Below are 19,835 nucleotides of genomic sequence, written 5' to 3'. Positions count from 1 at the left end.
CTAAAATCTAAAATCTAAAATCTAAAATCACACTATGGCTACTTGGCGTTGCGTAAAGCAGTGCGGTGCTTGTTGTTACCTCGACCCAACAGAGCGCCCTGACTTAGACGAGTATTTATCTGAAGACGAATTATCGCTCTACTTGACCTTAGTCGGAGATGACGGTTGGTGTATAAATTTTGACAAAGCGACCAGAGAATGCGGAATTTATGCCGATCGACCGCGCTTTTGTCGGGTAGACTCAGAGGTGTTTGAGGAAATGTACGGCGTTGAGCCGGCCCAATTAAACGATTTCGCGATCGACTGCTGCTTGGAACACATTGAAGATCTTTATGGCGATCGATCTTTGGAAATGATCCGCTTTAACTCTGAAGTCGGAATTCTCGCCTTACCTGACGGTGTTTCATAATTGCCGGATGATTTGGATTGTTTTGGGAGATGGGCCCATGAGCCCGAAGGCGTGTATTTTCACAGCAGGCGGGACACCCCACAAGCATCCTCCTCAAATTTTCCAACGCCTACCTGACAACTAACAATCTCCTGGTTTCTCACCGGGAGAGTGTCAAAATAAACAAATCAAGGAAATATCGCGCAGTTGAGTTGAGCTATGAGTAATCGAGAGGGTTTTACAGGGGGATTTATTGCCGGAGCTGCCCTTGGCGGCTTGGTGGGTGCAGTTTTGGGTGCGGTGCTGTCGCGGCGCGCTGCTGAAGCTTTGCTGAGTGAACCTTCAGACGCAAAAACCAGAAAAATCCGCCAGAGGAAAGCCAGCCAACTCGAAGCCGAAGGGATGGAAGTAGCAAGGCTGAGTTTAGAAGATAAAATTGCCCAGCTAAATCAGGCAATAGATGACGTGCGGCTGCAACTTGGAGACGTAAACGGCAACGCGCCGGCGCCAGGCAGCGAGGGATCGATCGCCCCAGACTCCTGAATCCATTTAAAATTTTAGATTAGTCTGGCAGCTCCATGGGGGCTACTAACATCTTGCGCCATTCTCAAGAACTGGCTTTTGGGTATGTTCCACAAAGAGTGAATTTTATTGTGGGGTGGGTATCCTATCCTGCCCGCCCGTAAAAAGCCTGATGCTCCCCCTCTCGGCCTCTCGCTCCTCTCACTCCCCCAGCTATGCTAAACTCACAGTTAAAGTGTCTGTAAACTTTACTCAAACTACAAGCAAAATTTATGAGTTCTTCAATAGGCCTTTTGGCAACCACGCTAGCGACATTTCTGCAAATCTATCTAGTCCTGATGATTTTTCGGGTGCTGTTAAGCTGGTTCCCCAATATCAATTGGTACGATCCCCCGTTTTCGATTTTGAGTCAGTTAACAGATCCTTACCTAAATCTATTCCGATCGATTATCCCCCCCTTGGGAGGGATTGACTTTTCGCCACTGATTGCGTTTTTTGTACTTCAGTTCGGCTCGGAATTCTTGATCGGTCTTTTGACCAGCTTGCAAACATCCTTGTAGTTTGAAAAGCTTAAGTTTTTAAGCATCAAGCGTAAATTGTTTGGCAGACTTAGCTGCCTGCAACTAAATTTTAGATTTGACATTTTTAGATGAACTCCCCAGTTGAAAAGCTGGGGAGTTCATCGTACATTAGAAATGAGAAATTGCCAGCCACTCAACAATCTCAAATCTCAAATCTCAAATCTCAAATCTCAAACTGCTTCGCGGTTTCACGGGCAGCTAACCCCAAATCTCTTTCTCAGCAATCTAAAATCTCAAAGAGTTTCGTTAGCGGCGAACCACGCCAGTAAAACCTGTAGCTTTAAATTGCTTGAGCTTCAAAGGTGTTCGTTGATTGGCGGCAACCGAAATTCTGAGCTGAAAATCGCTAACTCCGGGAGGAACTTCTTCTATAGAACCCAAGCGAGTGCGATTTTGCATCACCGGATTGTCGTCGGCATCATAAATTCGGCCAAAAATATCGGCATTGACAACTGGTTTGCCGGTGCTATTTTCAGCTTTCCCAGTAATCAAAAAGCAGGTAGCTTCCATAGAACTGCCGCTGGTGACTGTTCCTTCTCCCATTTCGGCAGGACATTCGCGATAAGAAAGGTCGGAAAGTTTAATCTGCGTCAGAGCCCAAGCAGGTGGAGTGAATACCAAACTAAAAATTCCGATTAGGCAAGTAGCAAAAAAAAGGCTGATAGCTCGAAATTTCATAAATGGCGGGGCAAGTATATTTTAATTCTCAGCTTAGCGCGAATTCAGCCTCAAATTTCTACTTATAGGAATTCGGAAAACTACAGCTACTTTTTGAAGAAATGGCATTAGTCTAGACCTAAATGCTGTCGCAAGGCTTGGCGCATCACATCGACTGGGACGGATTCTTTATCCAGCCAAATTTTTAAGGCGGCTGCTCCTTGTTGAACTAGCATTTCGAGTCCGTCAATAGCTCGCGCTCCCCGAAGATGTGCATCTTTGAGAAACTGCGTAGGATTAGGGGTGTAAATTAAATCATAGACGATCGCACCTGCTGAAATTCGATCGATCTCACCCTCCCCAATCGGCGACTTTTCCCCCTGCGGATACATCCCCACAGGGGTCGTGTTCACCAGCAAATCTGCCTGCGAGATTAACATTGACAAATTTTCCCAAGTATGGACCTGCAAATTCTGCACGGGCATCGGAGAATTGACCCAACTCTGCTTAAATTCCGCTAAATTTTGTTCGCTGCGGCCGACAACGTGAATCTCTGCATATCCCAATTGAGCGCATCCAGCCACAACAGCTCTCGCCGCCCCGCCATTCCCCAAAATTACCGCTACTTTCTGACTCCAATCGGAACCCCCCCTAGCCCCCCCTTGGTAAGGGGGGGGACAGGATTCAACAGCCCCCCCTTGGTAAGGGGGGGGACAGGATTCAACAGCCGTATTGCCCCTTTCTAACGGAGAAATCGCGTCTTTAGCCCCCCCTTGGTAAGGGGGGGTTGGGGGGGTTTGCAGCGGCGCGAGAAAGCCTTCAACGTCAGTATTTGTGCCGCACCAACCTTTGTCAGTCAGGTATACGGTATTGACTGCGCCGATCGAGCGCGCGATCGGGGAAACTTCCGACAGCAGCGGTAAGATTGCTTGTTTGTGCGGAATCGTGATGCTAAATCCCCGAACGCCGATGGCCGCAAATCCTGCAAGAGCAGCTTTTAAATCCCCTGGTTTTACCGGAAACGGCAGGTAAACAAAATCGACTCCCAAGTGGGAAATAGCAGCATTGTGCATCGCCGGCGACAGAGAATGTTCGACGGGATGGCCAATTACTCCCAACAGTTTAGTAGTGCCTTTAATCATTTTTGTTAGTTGAGTGTTGACAGTTGACTGTTAACGGTTGACTGTTGTGAGTTTTCATACCAGATCCTGCTACAATAACGCCCTTATTCTTTAGTCCCCCTCTGCTGGGACTTCGTTTGACTCTCGACAGCGATTTCAATCGTCAACTGTCAACTGTCAACTGTTAACTGTTTCCCGAAACTCTTTGGCGTCAGCCAAAATCGGATTGACATCAAACCAGTAATCCTCGCCGTAACGGTATTCAAACACCCAGAGACTACGCAGCAAGATTTGGTATTTAGTTTCCCCACTCACAGTTTTGGTAGCGGATACTTGGCGCAGCAATTGCCACTCATCAGGTTCGATCGCCAAAGTAAGCTGGTGGCGGCGCTGGACGATCACATTTTCCAAAGTTTCCCGCGACAGAGGAGGGTCTTGTTTCTGCAGACAGCCATACAGTAGTTGCAGCAAATTGCGGACATGACCCCCGCTAACTCGACAGAGGCGATCGAGAGTTTCCGCAGAGTCGAAAACTTTGCCAACCAAAGTATTGCGCTGCCAAGGGTGCACCGTCGGAAAAGCCCGCGCCAGAACCATCTGTCGCAGCAATTCCACACCCTCAGAGCACTCTGAACCGTCACTCAACTGCACCGGCACCATCGGCAAAACCTTCGGATCTACCCCAAATCGATTGGTCAACTGGCCCAAATCGTTAGAAAAAATCAGCACCAAAGGAATTGTATACACGACGTGGCAATTTAGTCTTGCCAACTGTTCGCCGCGATCGACAAACAGGTATTCCGGCTGAAGCCGCCCCGTCGGTTTCGCGCACAGGTGTATGCGATCGAGATTGTCGATAATTACTACAAGTCCCTGTTTTCCCTGGCGTTTCAGTTCTTGATTTGCCGGCTCCAGCAACTCCTTATTCAGTGCATCTAAAATTACATTAGTTCGCGGCTCCAAATATTGCCTCAACTCCGATCGCAGATTCGGAGCATCTTTCGCCTTAGCAGTAATTTTGCCAATTCCCAACGCCAGAGAAAACTCTCCCTCCGTGCTGGCATTTATTTCCCCAAAACCAGGGACATTAGCTTCAGCCCTCAAGTCTATTTGAGTTTGAAAAACATCAGCAACCCCTTTAAGCAAAGCTTTAAAACCCGTCGGTTGCAGCTTGATTTTCATTTTCTCGATGCTTTCGCTCACCTGACGAGCAACGCTCAACAAAATATCAGTGATATCGACATCTGCCATGTCTAAGTCTTTACTCGACTCAAAGTAAACAACATGAAATCCTTGTTGCTGCAATTGAGCTTGCAGCCGCAGCAATTCTGTTGATTTACCAGAGCCGATGTGACCGGTGAATAATTGACAGGTAGGTGCATCGGGGGACAGGCGGCTGATGGTCCGCTCCAATTGTTCGACGATTGTGCCGCCCCGCACTGAAGAAAAATCGATATAGTATTGTCGGTCTTCTTGATTTGCTACTGCCAGGGTGTAGCTGGGATTGCAGGCGCTATAAAATTTCTGTAAATTTAGTTCCATACCCTGTTCGCTCAAAACTACATTATGCCCTAATAGCTTATTCGTTTTGCTATGGTAATAATCAGCACAAATTATCAACTTACAGCAGATTCCACGCAAATAGAGTACACCTTAATCCCAAACACTTACCAAAATGGTTGACAAACCCTTGCAACCGTACTCCATAAACCTGGAAATTGCTGTATTTTGATGTTTTCTGCGACGCTCAATATCTTGATGCGTCCCTAAACCAGCACTCCGAAATTATACTTAATTTTTGCGTAATGGGAATCAATAGAACCAACTAATACTCATCACTAAGTAATTCATCTGCCTACAGCGAGCGCGACTTTTTTGACATCACAGACGAAAATTGGGCAGTAATGTTCTCGGATCAAAGTGGCTATTCGAGTACAGTTAGCCGAAGCAGCAAAAACAGATAGTAATGAGGTATCCAGAAACCAGGTTTTTTAAATAATACCTTCGCCATTTCTACAGGAGGTTGGGTTCTTGTGGAGCGAAACCAACAACAGATTTTAGATTGGCAATTTGAGATTTTAAAGTGGAGCAAAAACCTCCAATCTCAAATCTCAAATTGATGGCGTTGTGTACGAGTGCTTCAAACCAACCTACTTTCTTAGAGCATTCTGACTTAGGCACGAAGGTGTCGTTTAAGAAACCCGGTTTCTCTGTGTGATATTTTTTTGGGAGCTACTTATTTTTAATCGATTCTACCATTTTGCGACCGACACCTGCTACCGAAGCGGGGTTTCGGGCTGTGGCGAGGCTCTCCCTGGCAACAGACGAAACTTGAAAACCTGGTTTCTTAGCAAACTCTCTCTTTCCTCACTCTGCGCCCTCTGCGCCCTCTGCGGTTAAAAAAACTCCAAATTATACAAAAAAAGGGCTGGTAACTACACCAGCCCTTCAACTAATTTTAGACGTTAAATTAGCAGTAATCTAACATCTAAAACCTCAAATCAATCTAGCTTCTGTCAATAGCAGCTACTGGCTCAAAGCTCGGAACCACCAACTCATCATTCTGCTTAGTGAGTTGATTGTACAGCCTTTCGGTATTCGGGAAATTCGCAGCAGGCAGAGTCGGGAAGCGACGGTAAGGAACAGTATCCTCACCAAAAGCCTCAGCATATTCAACGCTGTTCAACATCGCGTTGATAAAGCCCTTAATGCCTTTGCTTGCCAAGATTTGGTTGTACGTCCGAATCTCCGCTTGATTGCGGGGAGCGCGGCCCAAGAAGTGCTTGGTTCCCAACTCAATCACCTTAGTATTGGGATAAGGTGCGTAGAACTGTTTGACGTACAGCGACGAGCAGCCCAAAGCCTCAATGAATTCCTTGAGATTGATTTCCTTGTTGCCCAGTTTGCTTTCCAGTGCCGTGAATTCATTCTTCACAACATAGGGGTTGATGTCGCGCTCAAAAATTTGACGGTAAGCAGCTTGAATTAAAGTTTTCAAAGCTACTTTGTCCGAAGTATTCGTCAGCTTGAACACCTTAGTTTGTTCGCGCCGCTTGCTGACACCTTGAGCGAGGCTATTTTGTAACTCGAAACCGCCCCGATCGAGCGCAGTGCCGAGTTCGATAAACCGAGGAGTTTCGGGCGTTTGAGCTTGGACATTTTGCTCAGCGACGGAACCCGATCGCATCGTCCGCATCGACAAACCGCCGGGAGTTACATAGCGCTCGTAGGGCACTGTATCTTCCCCGAAAGCTTCGTTGTACTCCATGCTGTCCATGATGCTATCGACCAGCGCGTAGAAACCCTTCTTGGCGCAAATGTCAAAGTAAGCGTTCATTTCCTGGCGGCCGTAGGTAGGGCGTCCCAGGAGTCGGCGGTGAATGTACTCGATCGCCTTACAAACGTAGAGCTTGCTCCAGTACATATTGCGGAACACGTCAGACTTCGCCAACATCCGAATAAACTCGCGCATCGGAATCTCGCCGTTTTCCAGCTTAATTTCCGCCACCTTTTGGCGCTGGCCGTCGAACACGTCGCGACCGAACACTTGCAGGTAAGCTGCCCGAATCACCGCTTGGGTGGAACTTTCGGTATATTTGACACTGGAAGCATTGCTGTAGCTGCTGGAGGCACCGCGGGCAGTTTTCTTGGAAGCAACATAGTTGCTCGGTAACTGGTCTAATTTAAAGACCTTGGGGCCCAGAGAACCAGGAGCAGCACCGCGAGCCGCCGGATTGCTCAACTGATTGTCAATCCCCGCACCTTGACGGATCAGGATGCGGCGAGTGTCTTTTCCGAAGGGAGCTGGACGGCTCTTGGGGTTGCGAGTTTCTTTCGGGAAAATCGCGCCGAACTGAATTTCTAAGGGGTCATTACCAACACCGTAAACGTGCTGGTCTGGCAGAGGCTGGTTGTAGCCGGCAAACAAGGTGATGAACTGAGGAACCTTGCGGAACGGAGCGCTGAAATTGAACAAATCAATTTGCGGGCCCCAGTTGCGGCACTCCTGAGCTTCTTGGCCCAAACCGCGCAGGTAAGGCACTGTTTCTTCGCCGAAGTAATCGGAATATTCTTGCGAATAAACCATCGCGTCTACGAGGGCTGGCAGGCCACCTTTGCTGACGATCGCAAAATACTTGCTAAATTCCTCCCGCGAGCTCAAACCGCGACCTAGGAAGTGACGGGCGGCAAGTTCTACAGCACGGCTGTTGACAAACGGCTCGTAGAATTGCTGACGGTACAGAGGAGATTTGCCAAGGCGGCGAATAAACTCTTTCATCGAGATTTCGCCATTTTTGACCTTGGATTCCAAGTCAGAAATGCTTTGGCTGTATGCGCGGCTAATGTCGCGCTCGAATACTTGGCGGTAAGCTGCTTTGATTACTTCTAACTTTTCAGCCGAAGACAGACCGGTTTTCATGACGAATTTCGATCGCCGCTCGGCTGCGTTGAAGTAGATTTGAGGCAGTTGCAGACCTTGCTGGTCGTTGCTTTCGCGCTGCCGCACCTTGTCTGAAGGTGTGGGAGCTTTGAATTCGGTAATTGCTACGTCGAAATACTGTCCGACGATCGCACTTGCCTCTGCATTGTTTCTGAAATAGCCCAAAGATGCTGCCTTCATTTCCTGCATTGCCACAATTGTGGCCGCCGAAGAGCAAGCATTTTCGATGATTTCCCGCAATCCGCGCACGTTCACCGAAATAATGTTCGGGTCGCCAGCTACGATCGCGTAGGTGATGTAGCGCAAAAACCAGCTCAAATCCCGCAGAGATTTGGTCATGTTGCCCGGGCCGTAGCGCGAGACATTGATCGGCTGAAATCCTGCAGGGATTGGGCCGCTGTAGCCGCCACCGTTGCCAGAAAATAGATTTCCTAGCCCCAAGAAACCGCCGCCACCGCCGTTGCCGCCGCCTGCGCGACTTTCAACGTAGGTAACATTTCCCAGTTTCATGCCTTCAGAGACATTCGCTGAACCGCCGCGAGCCGCGCCTGCTACAGCCATCGCAGGTTCTTGTGGTCTTTCCAAAAATGCCAGCGGGGAACCGCCGGTAAAAATCCGGTTGGCTGCGCGGGATACTATCAGTTCCGAGTTTTGGGTCAGCGTCGCAGAGATATCGATCCGAAGAGCCCCGGAACTGAAATAACTTGCCAGTTCGCTGAGTTCGCCCCGCTGTAGAAAGCGGTCTTGCTGTTCTGCTTGCGAAATAGTTGCGACCGGTACAGTTTGATATAGTTGCGGACGCGCAACCGAGCTTCCACCACTTGCCTTTACAGTCATTAGACTCCTTAGCTCCCTATCCAAATAGTTGCAGCATTTAACCAGACTAACCTTGCCTTCTGATGCAGGTCAAAGTAGGTATTTTTGCTTTGTTTACTTTTTGCCTTTACCTGTCACGAGGTTCGGGCGCGCTTACTTTCTTAGATTAAAATGTTTTGGTTTCATCTTTCTGCCTGCGGGGAAATGTCCGATCCGAAGGCAGGCACGGGGTACTCCCTCCGCTGCACTCCGCCGGTATACCCGTGGAAAAAAAAGACTCGGCAGGAGAGTTGCCTTTGGGCGATCGCAGCCAGTGCCTTGAATTAAAGGAAAAGAAAATCAAAAATTTTCTTCTGCCTGTTTCGGGGCTTTTGACTTTCTGCTGAAAGACGCCTCCGCTTTACCCGACAGTTCAGCGGTGGGTTATTGACAGTCCTTGTTTGTTAAAAAGCCTGTCGAGATTTATTGTATAGATTTAAGAGAGCTTATATGAGAAAAAATGATAAGTTTTATTACGCAGAAGCTGTCAGGGCTTGGCTATCAGGGATTAGTCGATCGCCCGATCCCTCTGTTTCAGGCTGGCCCAACTATCGCGCAGCGACACTTTTGTTGCCAGTAACGCAGCCACAGAAGTGCATGGCCTAGCGCTGTTACCCCGTAGCTACTGACAACCAATCTCAAAACCCACGCACTATTACCTCACCTATGGATACTACGCCTGATATCAGCGCTGCCGTGCGGCGGCTTTACGATACTTTCCCTTTCCCGCCCGATCCTTTGTCAGATGAACCGCCCCCAGGGTACAACTGGCGCTGGAGTTGGCCTGATGCTTACAATTTTTGCACCGGCCAAAAGCCGCCAAAACTCGATATTCGGATTTTAGATGCTGGCTGCGGCACTGGTTCGAGCACCGATTATCTGATTCACCTCAATCCTGAAGCTTCGGTGACGGCGATCGACCTGAGTGAAGGTGCTTTGAAGGTAGCACAAGAACGCTGTCGGCGATCCTCTTCGAGGGCTTCGCTAACGGGAGCGCGAGAATCTGATTTCCGCCACCTCAGCTTGTACGATGCGGCCGAGTTAGAGGGCGAGTTTGATTTGATTAACTGCGTGGGCGTGCTGCACCACTTACCCGATCCGATCCGGGGCATTCAAGCGCTGGCGGCGAAGTTGGCGGAGGGCGGTTTGATGCACATTTTTGTGTATGCTGAGCTCGGACGCTGGGAAATTCAACTGATGCAAAGGGCGATCGGACTTCTCCAAGGCCCGCAAAAAGGTGACTATCCCGATGGTGTGAAAGTCGGTCGTCAAATCTTTGCTTCTTTACCAGAAAACAACCGTCTTGTCAAGTACGAAAAACAGCGTTGGGCAGGAGAAAATCAGCGAGATGAATGTTTTGCTGATATGTACGTTCACCCGCAGGAAATTGACTACAATATCGAGACTTTGTTCGAGTTAATTGATGCTTCGGGATTGGAATTTATCGGTTTCTCAAATCCGGGATATTGGCAGTTAGAAAGACTTTTGGGTAAAGCGCCGGAATTGATAGAAAGAGCTCAGGGTTTGACGGAACGGGAGCTTTATCGATTAATTGAATTGTTGGATACGGAAATCACTCATTACGAGTTTTTCTTGGGCAAAAAGCCTGTTAATAAAATTGATTGGTCGGACGATAAGGTACTTTTGGCGGCCATTCCAGAGTTGAGTGGTTGTATGCACGGTTGGCCGAGTCAACAAGTGTTTGATTGCAATTACCAATTGGTCAATTTGTCTAGTGCGGAATTTGAGTTTTTGCAAGGTTGTGCACCCCCCCCAGCCCCCCCTTATCAAGGGGGGGAGAAAGAGGGAACCTCGCTTGGGCAAGGTAAAGGTGGGAAGAGTGTTGGGGAGATTTTGGCGGATGTGGAGATGGGATTGGATGAAGTGCGATCGATCTTGTCAAAACAGCTAATTTTGCTAACACCGTGCGATCGGATATAACAATCGACAACAGGGGAATTGAGGACACGGCAATGCCGTTTCCCTACCCCAAAATAATCGATCGATCCCCCTGGCAACAGATGTAACCATCGCCAGATTAACTGTAGGGAAACGGCACTGCCGTCTCCTGATTGTGGGAAACTTCCCGTAAAATCCAAAATCCCAAATGGATTGACACAGGCCCCCGTCTGCGGCTACGCTTTGAAGTTAGAGGTTGCTTTGCTTGTAGAGGAAGTAGCCCGCGTCGCCCAAAAATCTAGTTGCACTGCCCAAAGCTGCTGGTAACAGCAATGGACAGCTCACCGCCAAACTGGGACTAGCAGTCTGGAGGCTAACGGAGTATCTTAACATCCTCTGTAGCCGCCCTGCTATGTGTTGAAAAGCGGGGCGGCTGGGTTTTTGGGTTTTTCTAGAAAACCCAAAACCAGGAGAACATAATTATGTCACAGGAATTCTTGCCTGACGACAACAAATTTGCACGACCAAATGACGACTCAACAGCAGAATCGGAACAGGATGTGGTTTGTGTAACGGTGACAGGTTCGCCCAAGGGTGTCAGGGAAACCATACTCACCTTGTACCGCCTGGGATTTGCCCAAGTGGGCGATTGGAGTCCCCTGCAACGTGCAGCTAATCCGAACCAAGTGATGAGTGTGCTGATTCGCCGTCGGAAGCGCAAAGCGTAGGTGTTTGCTTGTTCCCAGGCTAGAGCTTGGGAACACATTCCATGAGCATCTGCCTCGTGTTTTTGTTTTTATCCGTTAGCGAGGCAGAGCCTCTGGATCTCGGTTCCCAGGCTAGAGCCTGGGAACCAGTTAAGAAGACCAACAAATATCAGGCACGTTACTTTACAAATCAGGATAAGAGCATATCCTAATTTAGAGGCTGAAACATCTATAAAAAAAGCTAGGCGGGGAAACTTTAAAGAAGGAAAACAAAATGCGTTCATATAATGTCGAAAATGTTGAGGCTTTGATTAAATCCATAACTGAATTGTTATTTCAATTGGATGGAATCGCCAATCAAATCTCATCAGAACTTGATAATGATAACCGATCTTTGACGGATATAAGAAGAACTGCTGTTAAAGATATTGCAACTACAATGGGAATTCTCCAGTTGCAATACATTTATGTGGCTGAGTGCCTTCTTCATTACAAATGGTGGGATGAGCATGATGGGTTCACGAATCTTACACCTACGCAAAAAATGGAAAACGCTTCTAGATATGCTGACCACATAGCATTCTCAGCTTTTCATCAAGCTTATTCAATATACGAAGGATGTTTGAGGCAAATTCATCATTCATTAGACCCCGTTGGACTGAATGAATCTACTGAGGGGATATACAAAATATTTGACGCACTAATTACCAAATTCGGACTTTCTATTGATGTGTCCAAATTTAAGGAATTACACATTTTCCTTGGATTGATAAGAAACACGATACACAATAACGGATGTTATCGCTACGTTAAAGAACCAATAAAGGAAGTAATTTATAAAGGAACTAACTACCGTTTTGAACATCTCAAACCTGTATTATTTCTTTACCCTGAAATGATCTATCATATAATCTACGATATTGGTATTATGCTTGCCATCTTTATTCGTGACCCTATTGTTATGGCATTAACAGACGCGAGAAACCCATATAGAGATAATTTGTTTTCGTAGCAGACACCTAAGAAGCCCACTGAAACCAACTGCGGGCAAGATGATTACCCAAATACCAACCATTAACCCACTAGACTCCAACTCTGGCGGGTTTTCTGTGTCTATACCGCTCTCACCGCGCTCTCACCTCATCCAGTTTTTAAAAAAGCAATAGGTTGCAACGTGCGAGTGTGACGCAAAAAAGCTAGACCGCCACCGCTCCAATCCGATCGCTCCGACAGTGGCAACCTTGCCAGACGTTAGACCCACGCTAGACCCGCAAACTTTGCCTGTGATGCAACTCTGCCAGCCTTGCCACTGCCACAGGTGGAATCATCCCAAAACCCGCTAGACCCCGCCAGATGGTGCATTTTGTAGCCTTGCTTGTGGTGTCGGGGCGATCGACTTGACACGGGGCGATCGGACTGCCGTCAATTTTGGAGTCTTATTGGTGGAAAACCCTACTAAATTCGGCAGACATCAAAGCCTGTCTTGCTTTTGCCGCAGACCATGAGAAAACTGATCCGCCTTGGCTACTTTCAACGTCAGGGTTCTTTTTTTTCTCACTACTTGCTCAAACCTGAAATCCTGACCTCAACAAACCAGGATTATTTGCAGTTATAATTACGCTTATTAGTACAAAGTATTGCTTTATGGACTACCACGACATCATCACAATTGAACCGGGAAAACGCAGTGGCAAACCATGTATTCGCGGAATGCGAATCACCGTCTACGACATCTTAGAATATCTCGCCGGTGGCATGACGGAAGCAGAAATTCTGGAAGATTTTTCAGAATTAACTTCGGCAGACATCAAAGCCTGCCTTGCTTTTGCCGCCGATCGTGAGAAAAAGTTATTTGTGGCATCCCTGTGAAACTACTGTTGGACGAAAACCTCTCAGACAGAATTCTTCAGAGAATTATCGGTTTGTATCCCGATTCTGCTCATGTCAAGACCCTAGGACTGACAAATACTGATGATGCAGAAATTTGGGAATATGCAAAGGCAAATGATTTTGTGATTGTTTCCAAAGATTCGGACTTTCATCAACGGAGTTTACTTTACGGTCATCCTCCCAAATTTATTTATCTCCGTGTTGGCAATTGCTCAACATCTAAAATTGTTCAAATTCAGCAAGATAAAATCGACATCATTAGTCAGTTTGGAGATAGAGAAGCCGAGAGTATACTGGTATTGTCCTAGCATGAAACCAAAAAAGCAAAGACTGAGGAGATATCAACTTAAGGATTTTACAGGAGTGAAGAAAATATCCAGCAAGTTAAGCTAATATAAAGTTGTCGATCTCTGCTCAATAATCCACTGAAAATGATGAAAGAAGACAGCATTAACATCGTTGGTTTTCATGGACATATTTACTTCGACGCTGATAATCGCGATGCCGCAGCGCGTGTACGAGAAGGATTGACTCAGTTTGAGGTGCAGCTTGGGCGTTGGCATGACAAACCCATTGGCCCCCACCCCCAAGCAATGTATCAAGTTGCATTTTTACCAGACCAGTTTGGCAAAGTCGTTCCCTGGTTAATGCTGAATCGTGAGGGGCTCAATATTCTCATTCACCCTGAAACAGGCGACGATGTGGCAGACCACACGAAACATTCTTTGTGGCTAGGAGAGAAACTAGAGTTGAATGTCGAATTCCTGCGACCTAGGACAGGCAACGCCAGCTTATGATCTATCCGCGCCCAAGGCGAGGGCGTTACTTCAGACTGACTTATCGCTGATAATAGATAATTAGCCGCCGATTTGAGACATGGTGCGGCTGTAATTTCCTGTATTTACTAATAATAGTTATAATATCCTTAACACATGACTGAATAAATGTATGAAAATTAGAGCAATCATCCATCCCGCAGAAGAAGGTGGCTATTGGGCTGAAGTTCCCGCACTTCCTGGGTGCATTACCGAAGGAGATACTATGGAAGAAGTGATAGCTAATTTAAAAGATGCGATTGAAGGTTGGCTCGATGTTGCTAATAGTCGTGAAGCAATTGCCTCCACAGATAAAATTGTTGAAATTGCTGTATGAAATCTATTTCAGGGAAGCGACTGTGCAAAATAGTAGAGCATAAAGGTTGGGTTTTGAAAAGAGTTACTGGCAGCCATCATATCTATGAAAACGCCGAAATAGAACAAATTTTGTCAATTCCCGTTCACCGGAATCAAGATTTGAAAATTGGAACCTTAAAAGCCTTGATGAAAATAGCCCAGCTATCTGAGGAAGATTTACAAAGTTTGTCTTAAGTATAATGTATTTTGAGAGCGATCGATTTCGGGCAGTTCACCCGCCAATTTGAGACATAGTGCGGCTGTAATTTCCTTGAGTAGTTCCCGAATCTCGCTGTTTGAAATTAATCTCCGGTTTCATCTCTAATATGTGCCGCACTCGATCGCGCAATTCGCCTGTAGACACCCCATTCCGTAAAGCAGTTTTTAAGTCTATTTGCCCCGTTTCGTTCAGCAGACAAGGCCGCAGCCACCCGTCAGCAGACAAACGCATCCGGTTGCAGCGATCGCAAAAACACTCGGACATTTGGCTGATAAATCCTAAAGTGCCCTTCGCCCCCGGAATTTGAAACACATCCGCCGGCCCATTTCCGCGCACTCCCGACTCGGCTAACCCGTATTTATCGTTAATTTGTTGCCGCAATTCGGCTGATGCTACCCAACCTTTATCGCCAAATAAATCCCCATTGCCGATCGGCATAAACTCAATAAATCGAACGTGCCAATTCCGGTTAATTGTTAACGCCGCTAAATCCAATATTTCGCCGTCATTCACACCGGGAATTACCACAACATTCAGCTTCAGCGGGTCGAATCCTGCTTGATAAGCCGCTTGAATTCCCTCCCAAACCTGCATCCACCGCGATCGTCCCCGACTACCAATTATTTTATCAAAAGTCTCCGGTTCCAAGGAATCCAAACTAATATTAATCCGGCGCAAACCAGCATTGTAGAGATTTTCCGCCATTCCCGCCAGCAAAAAGCCATTAGTTGTCATTGACAAATCTCGCGTTTCCGGCAAAGATGCGATCGACCTTACCAATTCCACCACCCCAGGCCGCAGCAGCGGTTCCCCACCAGTCAAGCGAAACTTGGTAAATCCCACAGGTATAAAAACTTCCCGCAGCAGAGTTAGCAATTCCGAGTGAGTTAACAACTGCTGCTGCAATACATAGTCCAACTCGCTACCTTCCGGCATACAGTAGAGACAGCGGAAGTTGCAGCGGTCTATCAAGCTAATCCGAAGGTAGTCTACGGTATCCATGTCAATAGTTTGTAATATTATTTAATTATAAATGCTGACTCGATTTTCTGCAATTATTGATAGAGAGCAATAAACCTGCATCAAATTCTTTTCACCTTCCCCCTCCTCTCTTACTCTGCGCCCTCTGCGCCCTCTGCGGTTAATAAAAAAAATATCATTCACAACTCAAATAAACTTGCTAAATATATGTTTTTTGAATTTGAAGCTGATTTTGTCGAAGCTTTGCGCTGTATCCCCATGCAGGTACGTCTCAAGTTAGATACTTGTGGCATTAAATTGAAGTTGCAGGATTGGAATCATTTCAACCAAGCAGAACGGCAAAGTCTTGTAGAGTTACCTTGCTTGACAAAAGCAGAAATTATTGATTACCGAGAAAAGCTAAATCAAATATTAATTCAACAGACAGGCAAACCGGGAACTGATTTGGCGGTTGATGAAAATCCCCCGTGGATGGATGCTGCAACAGTACCAGAGTCGGTTTCTGCAAAAGCGCAAGAGCTCGGCGTGACAATTTCTTTGCCACACTGGGCGAGTTTGCAGCCGCTACAGCGATTTGCTTTGATTAAGCTTAGTCGATCGAGCCACGAGAATAAAAATTTCATCCCGGCGCTTCAAGAGTTTAAGGTTATTGAATGAGATCGAATTTGAATTAACTCTTGTAGGGCGCAGAGGCAGACAAGGGAGAGTTAACTCATCGATTCGCGCGATCGTCCTCTGTACCCTCTCACTAAGTGAGACTTACTTAGTGAGAGGCAAGAGAACAATATGTAAAAAAGTGTTATCGGGCGGTGGAAGATTTAGGGTAAGGTCGATCGGACATTTAACGGGTTGAGGTTTCAGAAGTGGCCAGAACCAAATTCCGAAAAGATGATTAATTTTATTTTAAGTATTGTTACCGCAGCGTGGTATGATTTTTCTGAGTTTGCAAAGCACTCGCCTGCTACCTGCATTAGTTTCTGAGCTTCGTGAACACGCAAAACACACCCACCGAACCCGCAGCAGCAAACGAGGATATTCCTCAAGCTGGCACAGTCTCGACAGTTTCGACAGCTTCGTCCGAGACTGGCAATCCCATGCAAGACTTTTATCGCCTCCAACAAGAGTTGTTGGCGTACACCCTTGCTTTTACGGCGATTATTTTTATCTCCGTTTGGATTTTTTACTCCCTCAACATTGCCCTGAATTATTTGCTTGGGGCGAGCACAGGTGTGGTTTACTTAAAGATGTTGGCTAGAGACGTTGAACGAATCGGCAGCCAAAATCAACGCATCAGCAAGACACGGCTCGGTGTGTTTTTAGCGGTGATGATAGTAGGAACACAGTGGAATCAGCTACAGATTTTACCGATATTTTTGGGATTTCTGACTTACAAAGCTGCGCTGTTGGTTTACGTGATCCGAAGTGCATTAGCACTAGACTACAGGTAAGTCAGGCAAGAAGAGCACAACTCAACTCATCGATTTGTATGGGGAAGCCCGTTGAATGGCAATGCTTGACGTTCTAAACACCTTTAATCGTTTCCCCCTCGCCGAATTGGAAGTTGGCCAGCAGTTGTACTGGCAACTCGGCAATCTGAAAGTGCACGGGCAGGTTTTTCTAACCTCGTGGTTTGTAATTGCTGTTTTAGTCGTAGTTTCGATTTTAGGAACCCGCAAAATCCAGCGAATTCCCAGCGGAATGCAAAATTTTATGGAGTATGCGCTGGAATTTATTCGGGACTTGGCTAAAAACCAAATTGGGGAAAAAGAATATCGCCCTTGGGTACCGTTTATTGGTACATTATTTCTGTTCATCTTTGTGTCAAACTGGTCGGGCGCTCTAATTCCTTGGAAGCTAATTAAGCTGCCATCAGGTGAATTGGGAGCTCCTACCGCTGACATCAACACGACGGTAGCATTTGCACTGCTGACTTCTCTAGCATATTTTTATGCAGGTCTCAGCAAAAGCGGCTTGGGGTATTTCGCCCACTATGTTGAACCGGTGCCTTTCATGTTGCCGTTCAAAATCATAGAAGATTTCACTAAGCCTCTGTCCCTAAGTTTCCGTTTGTTTGGCAACATTCTTGCGGACGAATTGGTGGTCGGAGTGCTAGTGTTGCTAGTGCCTTTATTTGTTCCTCTGCCAGTGATGGTTCTGGGACTATTTACGAGTGCAATTCAAGCTTTGATTTTTGCAACCTTAGCCGCAGCCTACATTGGTGAAGCTCTAGAAGGCGGTCACGGCGAAGAACACCACGATTAACTAACGATAAACGGCGAAGAATGAAGGAGGAAAAAGAAAATTTCTGAACTCAAACTTTCTCCCGTTAAGTCGGACAATTCTGTAGACTTTCTGTTCTCAATTTTGTACTTTAGATAAGGAAAATCATCATGAACCCAACAGTTGCTGCCGCTTCCGTAATTGCCGCCGCTTTGGCAGTAGGTTTAGCTGCAATCGGCCCAGGCATCGGTCAAGGTAATGCAGCAGGTCAGGCTGTAGAAGGGATTGCCCGTCAGCCGGAAGCAGAAGGTAAAATTCGCGGCACCTTGCTGTTGAGTTTGGCGTTCATGGAAGCGCTCACAATTTACGGTTTGGTCGTAGCCCTAGTGCTGCTGTTTGCCAACCCCTTCGCATAATAATTGGAAATTTTAGATTTGAGGTTTTGGCGATTCTAATCCAAAATCTCAAATCTAAAATCGATTAAGCGAATTAGATGGAAGCCGTCAAAAAATCATGATGCACTGGACAGTATTACTAGCAGTTGAAGAAGCGGCTAAAGAAGGGGGACTGTTTGATATAGATGCTACGCTGCCTCTGATGGCGGTGCAGTTTTTAATTCTAGTCGCAGTCTTGAATGTAATTTTTTACAAGCCGCTCAGCAAGTCAATTGACGATCGCGCCGATTACATTCGCAACACTCAAGTCTCCGCCCAAGAACGCTTGGCAAAAGCTCAGCAACTAGCGCAGCAGTACGAGCAAAAACTGGGAGAAACTCGCAAACAGTCTCAATCAGTAATTGCTGCTGCTCAAGCTGATGCCCAAAAAATTGGGGCAGCAAAAGTAGCTGAGGCTCAACAAGAAGCTCAAGTCGCGCGAGAAAAGGCTGGGCAAGAAATAGAGCAGCAAAAGCAAGAAGCAATGCGCTCACTAGAACAACAAGTAGACGCGCTCAGCGGCCAAATTCTCGAAAAGCTATTAGGGCAGTCGCTGGCCAAATAGCGAGACCGAAGAGTTTTAGATTTTTGAGGGCATCTCAAATCTAAAATCGCTTCACCAAATCTGCACGCGCAATTATGGAAGAGTATCATGGGGACTGTTTTATTGCTAGCCACAGAAGCTAGCGGCGAAGGTGGTTTCGGTTTAAATTTCGATATTTTAGAAACCAACCTGATTAACCTGGTCATTATTATTGCAGTGCTGTTTTATTTCGGGCGCGGATTTGTAGGTAAAATCCTGACAGAGAGGCGTTCGGCCATCCAAGAGGCAATTCAAGAAGCAGAAAAACGCCAAAAAGATGCAGCAGCAGCTCTAGCAGAGCAACAGCAAAAATTGACTCAAGCGCAAGCAGAAGCGGAACGAATTCGTGCCGCTGCTGAAGAAACTGCCAAGAAAGCAAAAGAAGCAATTCTAGCTCAGGCGGCGCAAGACGTTGAACGGATGAGAGCAACAGCAGGTCAAGAGTTGGAAGCGGAGCGGGAAAGAGCGATCGCCCAACTGCGATCGGCGGTTGTATCTCTGGCATTAGCAAAGGTGGAAAGCCAGCTAAAAACTAGCTTGGACGACAGCGCTCAACACCAATTAATCGATCGCAGCATTGCGTTACTGGGAGGCTAAAACGTGAGTACAGTCAGCACAGAAGTCTTACAGCCTTACGCATCTGCCTTGATGTCACTGGCTCAGTCCAACAATCTATCAGAGAAGTTTGGCGAAGATATTCGTTCCTTGCTGAGCCTGCTAGAAGGTTCGGAAGACTTGCGTCAATTTTTAGGCAATCCGCTGATAAAACCGGATGCTAAAAAAGCCGTGATTCAGCAAATAGCGGGTGAAGAAATGAGCCCCTTGATGCACAGCTTTCTGAAGCTATTAGTAGACAAAGGAAGAATTGTTTTTTTAGAAGGAATTGGCAAACAATACTTGGCAAGGCTCCGAGAACTCAACCAAACAGTATTGGCTGAAGTTACATCGGCAGTCCCGCTTTCAGACGCTCAACAGCAGACAGTTCGCGAGAAAGTGCAGGCGATGACCAGCGCTAGTCAAGTAGAAATTGAAACCAAAATAGACGCAGATTTAATCGGCGGTGTGGTAATCAAAGTAGGCTCTCAAGTAATTGATGCCAGCCTGCGGGGACAATTGCGCCGTCTGGGACTTCGCTTGAATTCCTGATTTAAGGAAGCAGGAGGT

The 19,835-nt window shown here is 46.8% G+C and carries 25 protein-coding genes; 19 read left to right on the top strand and 6 right to left on the bottom strand.

Translation table 11 applies throughout. The annotated features are described in order from the left end of the window. The first annotated feature begins 34 nt into the window (after positions 1 to 34). The 3 genes from QUA33_RS12255 to QUA33_RS12245 all read left to right on the top strand — a co-directional run bounded on the left by QUA33_RS12255 (position 35) and on the right by QUA33_RS12245 (position 1,470). Complete coding sequence (locus QUA33_RS12255; protein ID WP_333148819.1) at positions 35 to 409, top strand: YkgJ family cysteine cluster protein; 375 nt, start codon at positions 35 to 37, stop codon at positions 407 to 409. Positions 410 to 607: 198 nt separating this feature from the next. Further along, entirely contained in the window at positions 608 to 931 is a 324-nt protein-coding gene (locus QUA33_RS12250; protein WP_333071421.1) for a hypothetical protein, read from the top strand. A 251-nt stretch (positions 932 to 1,182) separates the two neighbouring features. Next, positions 1,183 to 1,470: a YggT family protein gene (locus QUA33_RS12245; protein WP_006631083.1), complete on the top strand. Its 288-nt coding sequence runs from the start codon at positions 1,183 to 1,185 to the stop codon at positions 1,468 to 1,470. Between the two features lie 267 nt (positions 1,471 to 1,737). Here the strand turns inward: QUA33_RS12245 and QUA33_RS12240 are convergent, their stop codons facing one another. From QUA33_RS12240 to QUA33_RS12225, 4 genes are all read right to left on the bottom strand, one after another. Next, a complete protein-coding gene (locus QUA33_RS12240; protein WP_190657424.1) occupies positions 1,738 to 2,169 on the bottom strand; it encodes a hypothetical protein in 432 nt (143 codons plus the stop codon). Positions 2,170 to 2,276: 107 nt separating this feature from the next. Beyond that, positions 2,277 to 3,290 carry a shikimate dehydrogenase gene (locus tag QUA33_RS12235; RefSeq protein WP_333148818.1) on the bottom strand — a complete coding sequence of 338 codons (1,014 nt, stop codon included), beginning with the start codon at positions 3,288 to 3,290 and terminating at the stop codon, positions 2,277 to 2,279. Positions 3,291 to 3,446: 156 nt separating this feature from the next. Further along, on the bottom strand, positions 3,447 to 4,811 hold the full coding sequence (locus tag QUA33_RS12230; protein WP_333148817.1) for a P-loop NTPase fold protein: 1,365 nt from the start codon (positions 4,809 to 4,811) through the stop codon (positions 3,447 to 3,449). Between the two features lie 964 nt (positions 4,812 to 5,775). After that, the gene (locus QUA33_RS12225; protein ID WP_333148816.1) at positions 5,776 to 8,547 is read right to left on the bottom strand and encodes a phycobilisome rod-core linker polypeptide; all 2,772 of its coding nucleotides are present in this window, start codon (positions 8,545 to 8,547) and stop codon (positions 5,776 to 5,778) included. A 468-nt stretch (positions 8,548 to 9,015) separates the two neighbouring features. Here QUA33_RS12225 and QUA33_RS12220 point away from each other — a divergent pair, with 468 nt between their 5' ends. Together QUA33_RS12220 and QUA33_RS12215 are read left to right on the top strand one after the other, a co-directional pair. Next, entirely contained in the window at positions 9,016 to 9,171 is a 156-nt protein-coding gene (locus QUA33_RS12220; protein ID WP_333148815.1) for a hypothetical protein, read from the top strand. Between the two features lie 60 nt (positions 9,172 to 9,231). Then, a complete protein-coding gene (locus QUA33_RS12215) occupies positions 9,232 to 10,506 on the top strand; it encodes a class I SAM-dependent methyltransferase (protein ID WP_333148814.1) in 1,275 nt (424 codons plus the stop codon). Between the two features lie 207 nt (positions 10,507 to 10,713). Here QUA33_RS12215 and QUA33_RS12210 read toward each other — a convergent pair whose 3' ends face one another. Then, positions 10,714 to 10,857 (bottom strand): hypothetical protein, encoded by a 144-nt coding sequence (locus QUA33_RS12210; protein WP_333148813.1) that lies wholly within the window; start codon positions 10,855 to 10,857, stop codon positions 10,714 to 10,716. A gap of 89 nt (positions 10,858 to 10,946) precedes the next feature. Between QUA33_RS12210 and QUA33_RS12205 the strand changes: the two genes are divergently transcribed. The 7 genes from QUA33_RS12205 to QUA33_RS12175 all read left to right on the top strand — a co-directional run bounded on the left by QUA33_RS12205 (position 10,947) and on the right by QUA33_RS12175 (position 14,428). Beyond that, on the top strand, positions 10,947 to 11,192 hold the full coding sequence (locus QUA33_RS12205; RefSeq protein ID WP_333148812.1) for a hypothetical protein: 246 nt from the start codon (positions 10,947 to 10,949) through the stop codon (positions 11,190 to 11,192). A gap of 253 nt (positions 11,193 to 11,445) precedes the next feature. Then, the gene (locus QUA33_RS12200; RefSeq protein WP_333148811.1) at positions 11,446 to 12,183 is read left to right on the top strand and encodes a hypothetical protein; all 738 of its coding nucleotides are present in this window, start codon (positions 11,446 to 11,448) and stop codon (positions 12,181 to 12,183) included. Positions 12,184 to 12,815: 632 nt separating this feature from the next. After that, a complete protein-coding gene (locus QUA33_RS12195; RefSeq protein WP_106332354.1) occupies positions 12,816 to 13,040 on the top strand; it encodes a DUF433 domain-containing protein in 225 nt (74 codons plus the stop codon). Further along, positions 13,037 to 13,369 (top strand): DUF5615 family PIN-like protein, encoded by a 333-nt coding sequence (locus QUA33_RS12190; protein WP_333148810.1) that lies wholly within the window; start codon positions 13,037 to 13,039, stop codon positions 13,367 to 13,369. The genes QUA33_RS12195 and QUA33_RS12190 overlap by 4 nt, the downstream gene beginning before the upstream one ends. A gap of 123 nt (positions 13,370 to 13,492) precedes the next feature. Further along, a complete protein-coding gene (locus tag QUA33_RS12185) occupies positions 13,493 to 13,858 on the top strand; it encodes a DOPA 4,5-dioxygenase family protein (protein ID WP_333148809.1) in 366 nt (121 codons plus the stop codon). Positions 13,859 to 14,009: 151 nt separating this feature from the next. Next, the gene (locus QUA33_RS12180; protein WP_333148808.1) at positions 14,010 to 14,213 is read left to right on the top strand and encodes a type II toxin-antitoxin system HicB family antitoxin; all 204 of its coding nucleotides are present in this window, start codon (positions 14,010 to 14,012) and stop codon (positions 14,211 to 14,213) included. After that, positions 14,210 to 14,428 (top strand): type II toxin-antitoxin system HicA family toxin, encoded by a 219-nt coding sequence (locus QUA33_RS12175; RefSeq protein ID WP_333148807.1) that lies wholly within the window; start codon positions 14,210 to 14,212, stop codon positions 14,426 to 14,428. Before QUA33_RS12180 ends, QUA33_RS12175 begins: the two co-directional genes overlap by 4 nt. Before the next feature lie 37 nt (positions 14,429 to 14,465). On the opposite strand, the gene moaA is transcribed toward QUA33_RS12175, so the two are convergent. Continuing rightward, entirely contained in the window at positions 14,466 to 15,455 is a 990-nt protein-coding gene (gene moaA / locus QUA33_RS12170) for a GTP 3',8-cyclase MoaA (RefSeq protein ID WP_333148806.1), read from the bottom strand. A gap of 186 nt (positions 15,456 to 15,641) precedes the next feature. On the opposite strand from moaA, the gene QUA33_RS12165 reads away from it, so the two are divergent. The 7 genes from QUA33_RS12165 (at position 15,642) to atpH (ending at position 19,817) form a co-directional block, all read left to right on the top strand. Then, a complete protein-coding gene (locus tag QUA33_RS12165) occupies positions 15,642 to 16,091 on the top strand; it encodes a nitrate reductase associated protein (RefSeq protein ID WP_333148805.1) in 450 nt (149 codons plus the stop codon). Between the two features lie 329 nt (positions 16,092 to 16,420). Further along, on the top strand, positions 16,421 to 16,882 hold the full coding sequence (locus QUA33_RS12160) for an ATP synthase subunit I (RefSeq protein ID WP_333148804.1): 462 nt from the start codon (positions 16,421 to 16,423) through the stop codon (positions 16,880 to 16,882). Between the two features lie 55 nt (positions 16,883 to 16,937). Continuing rightward, positions 16,938 to 17,696 carry a F0F1 ATP synthase subunit A gene (atpB, locus tag QUA33_RS12155; RefSeq protein WP_333071398.1) on the top strand — a complete coding sequence of 253 codons (759 nt, stop codon included), beginning with the start codon at positions 16,938 to 16,940 and terminating at the stop codon, positions 17,694 to 17,696. Between the two features lie 128 nt (positions 17,697 to 17,824). Then, on the top strand, positions 17,825 to 18,070 hold the full coding sequence (gene atpE / locus QUA33_RS12150) for an ATP synthase F0 subunit C (protein WP_006631105.1): 246 nt from the start codon (positions 17,825 to 17,827) through the stop codon (positions 18,068 to 18,070). 97 nt (positions 18,071 to 18,167) lie between these two features. Further along, on the top strand, positions 18,168 to 18,653 hold the full coding sequence (locus QUA33_RS12145) for a F0F1 ATP synthase subunit B' (RefSeq protein WP_006631106.1): 486 nt from the start codon (positions 18,168 to 18,170) through the stop codon (positions 18,651 to 18,653). Positions 18,654 to 18,740: 87 nt separating this feature from the next. Then, the gene (locus tag QUA33_RS12140; protein ID WP_190740265.1) at positions 18,741 to 19,268 is read left to right on the top strand and encodes a F0F1 ATP synthase subunit B; all 528 of its coding nucleotides are present in this window, start codon (positions 18,741 to 18,743) and stop codon (positions 19,266 to 19,268) included. 3 nt (positions 19,269 to 19,271) lie between these two features. Further along, positions 19,272 to 19,817, top strand: a complete 546-nt coding sequence (gene atpH / locus QUA33_RS12135; protein ID WP_333148803.1) for an ATP synthase F1 subunit delta — start codon at positions 19,272 to 19,274, stop codon at positions 19,815 to 19,817. The last annotated feature ends 18 nt before the right edge of the window (positions 19,818 to 19,835 follow it).

This window comes from Microcoleus sp. Pol14D4 (assembly GCF_036701245.1).
Lineage (GTDB): Bacteria > Cyanobacteriota > Cyanobacteriia > Cyanobacteriales > Microcoleaceae > Microcoleus.
The sequence above is the reverse complement of the archived record's forward strand: the minus strand, read 5'-3'. Positions and strand labels throughout refer to the sequence as shown.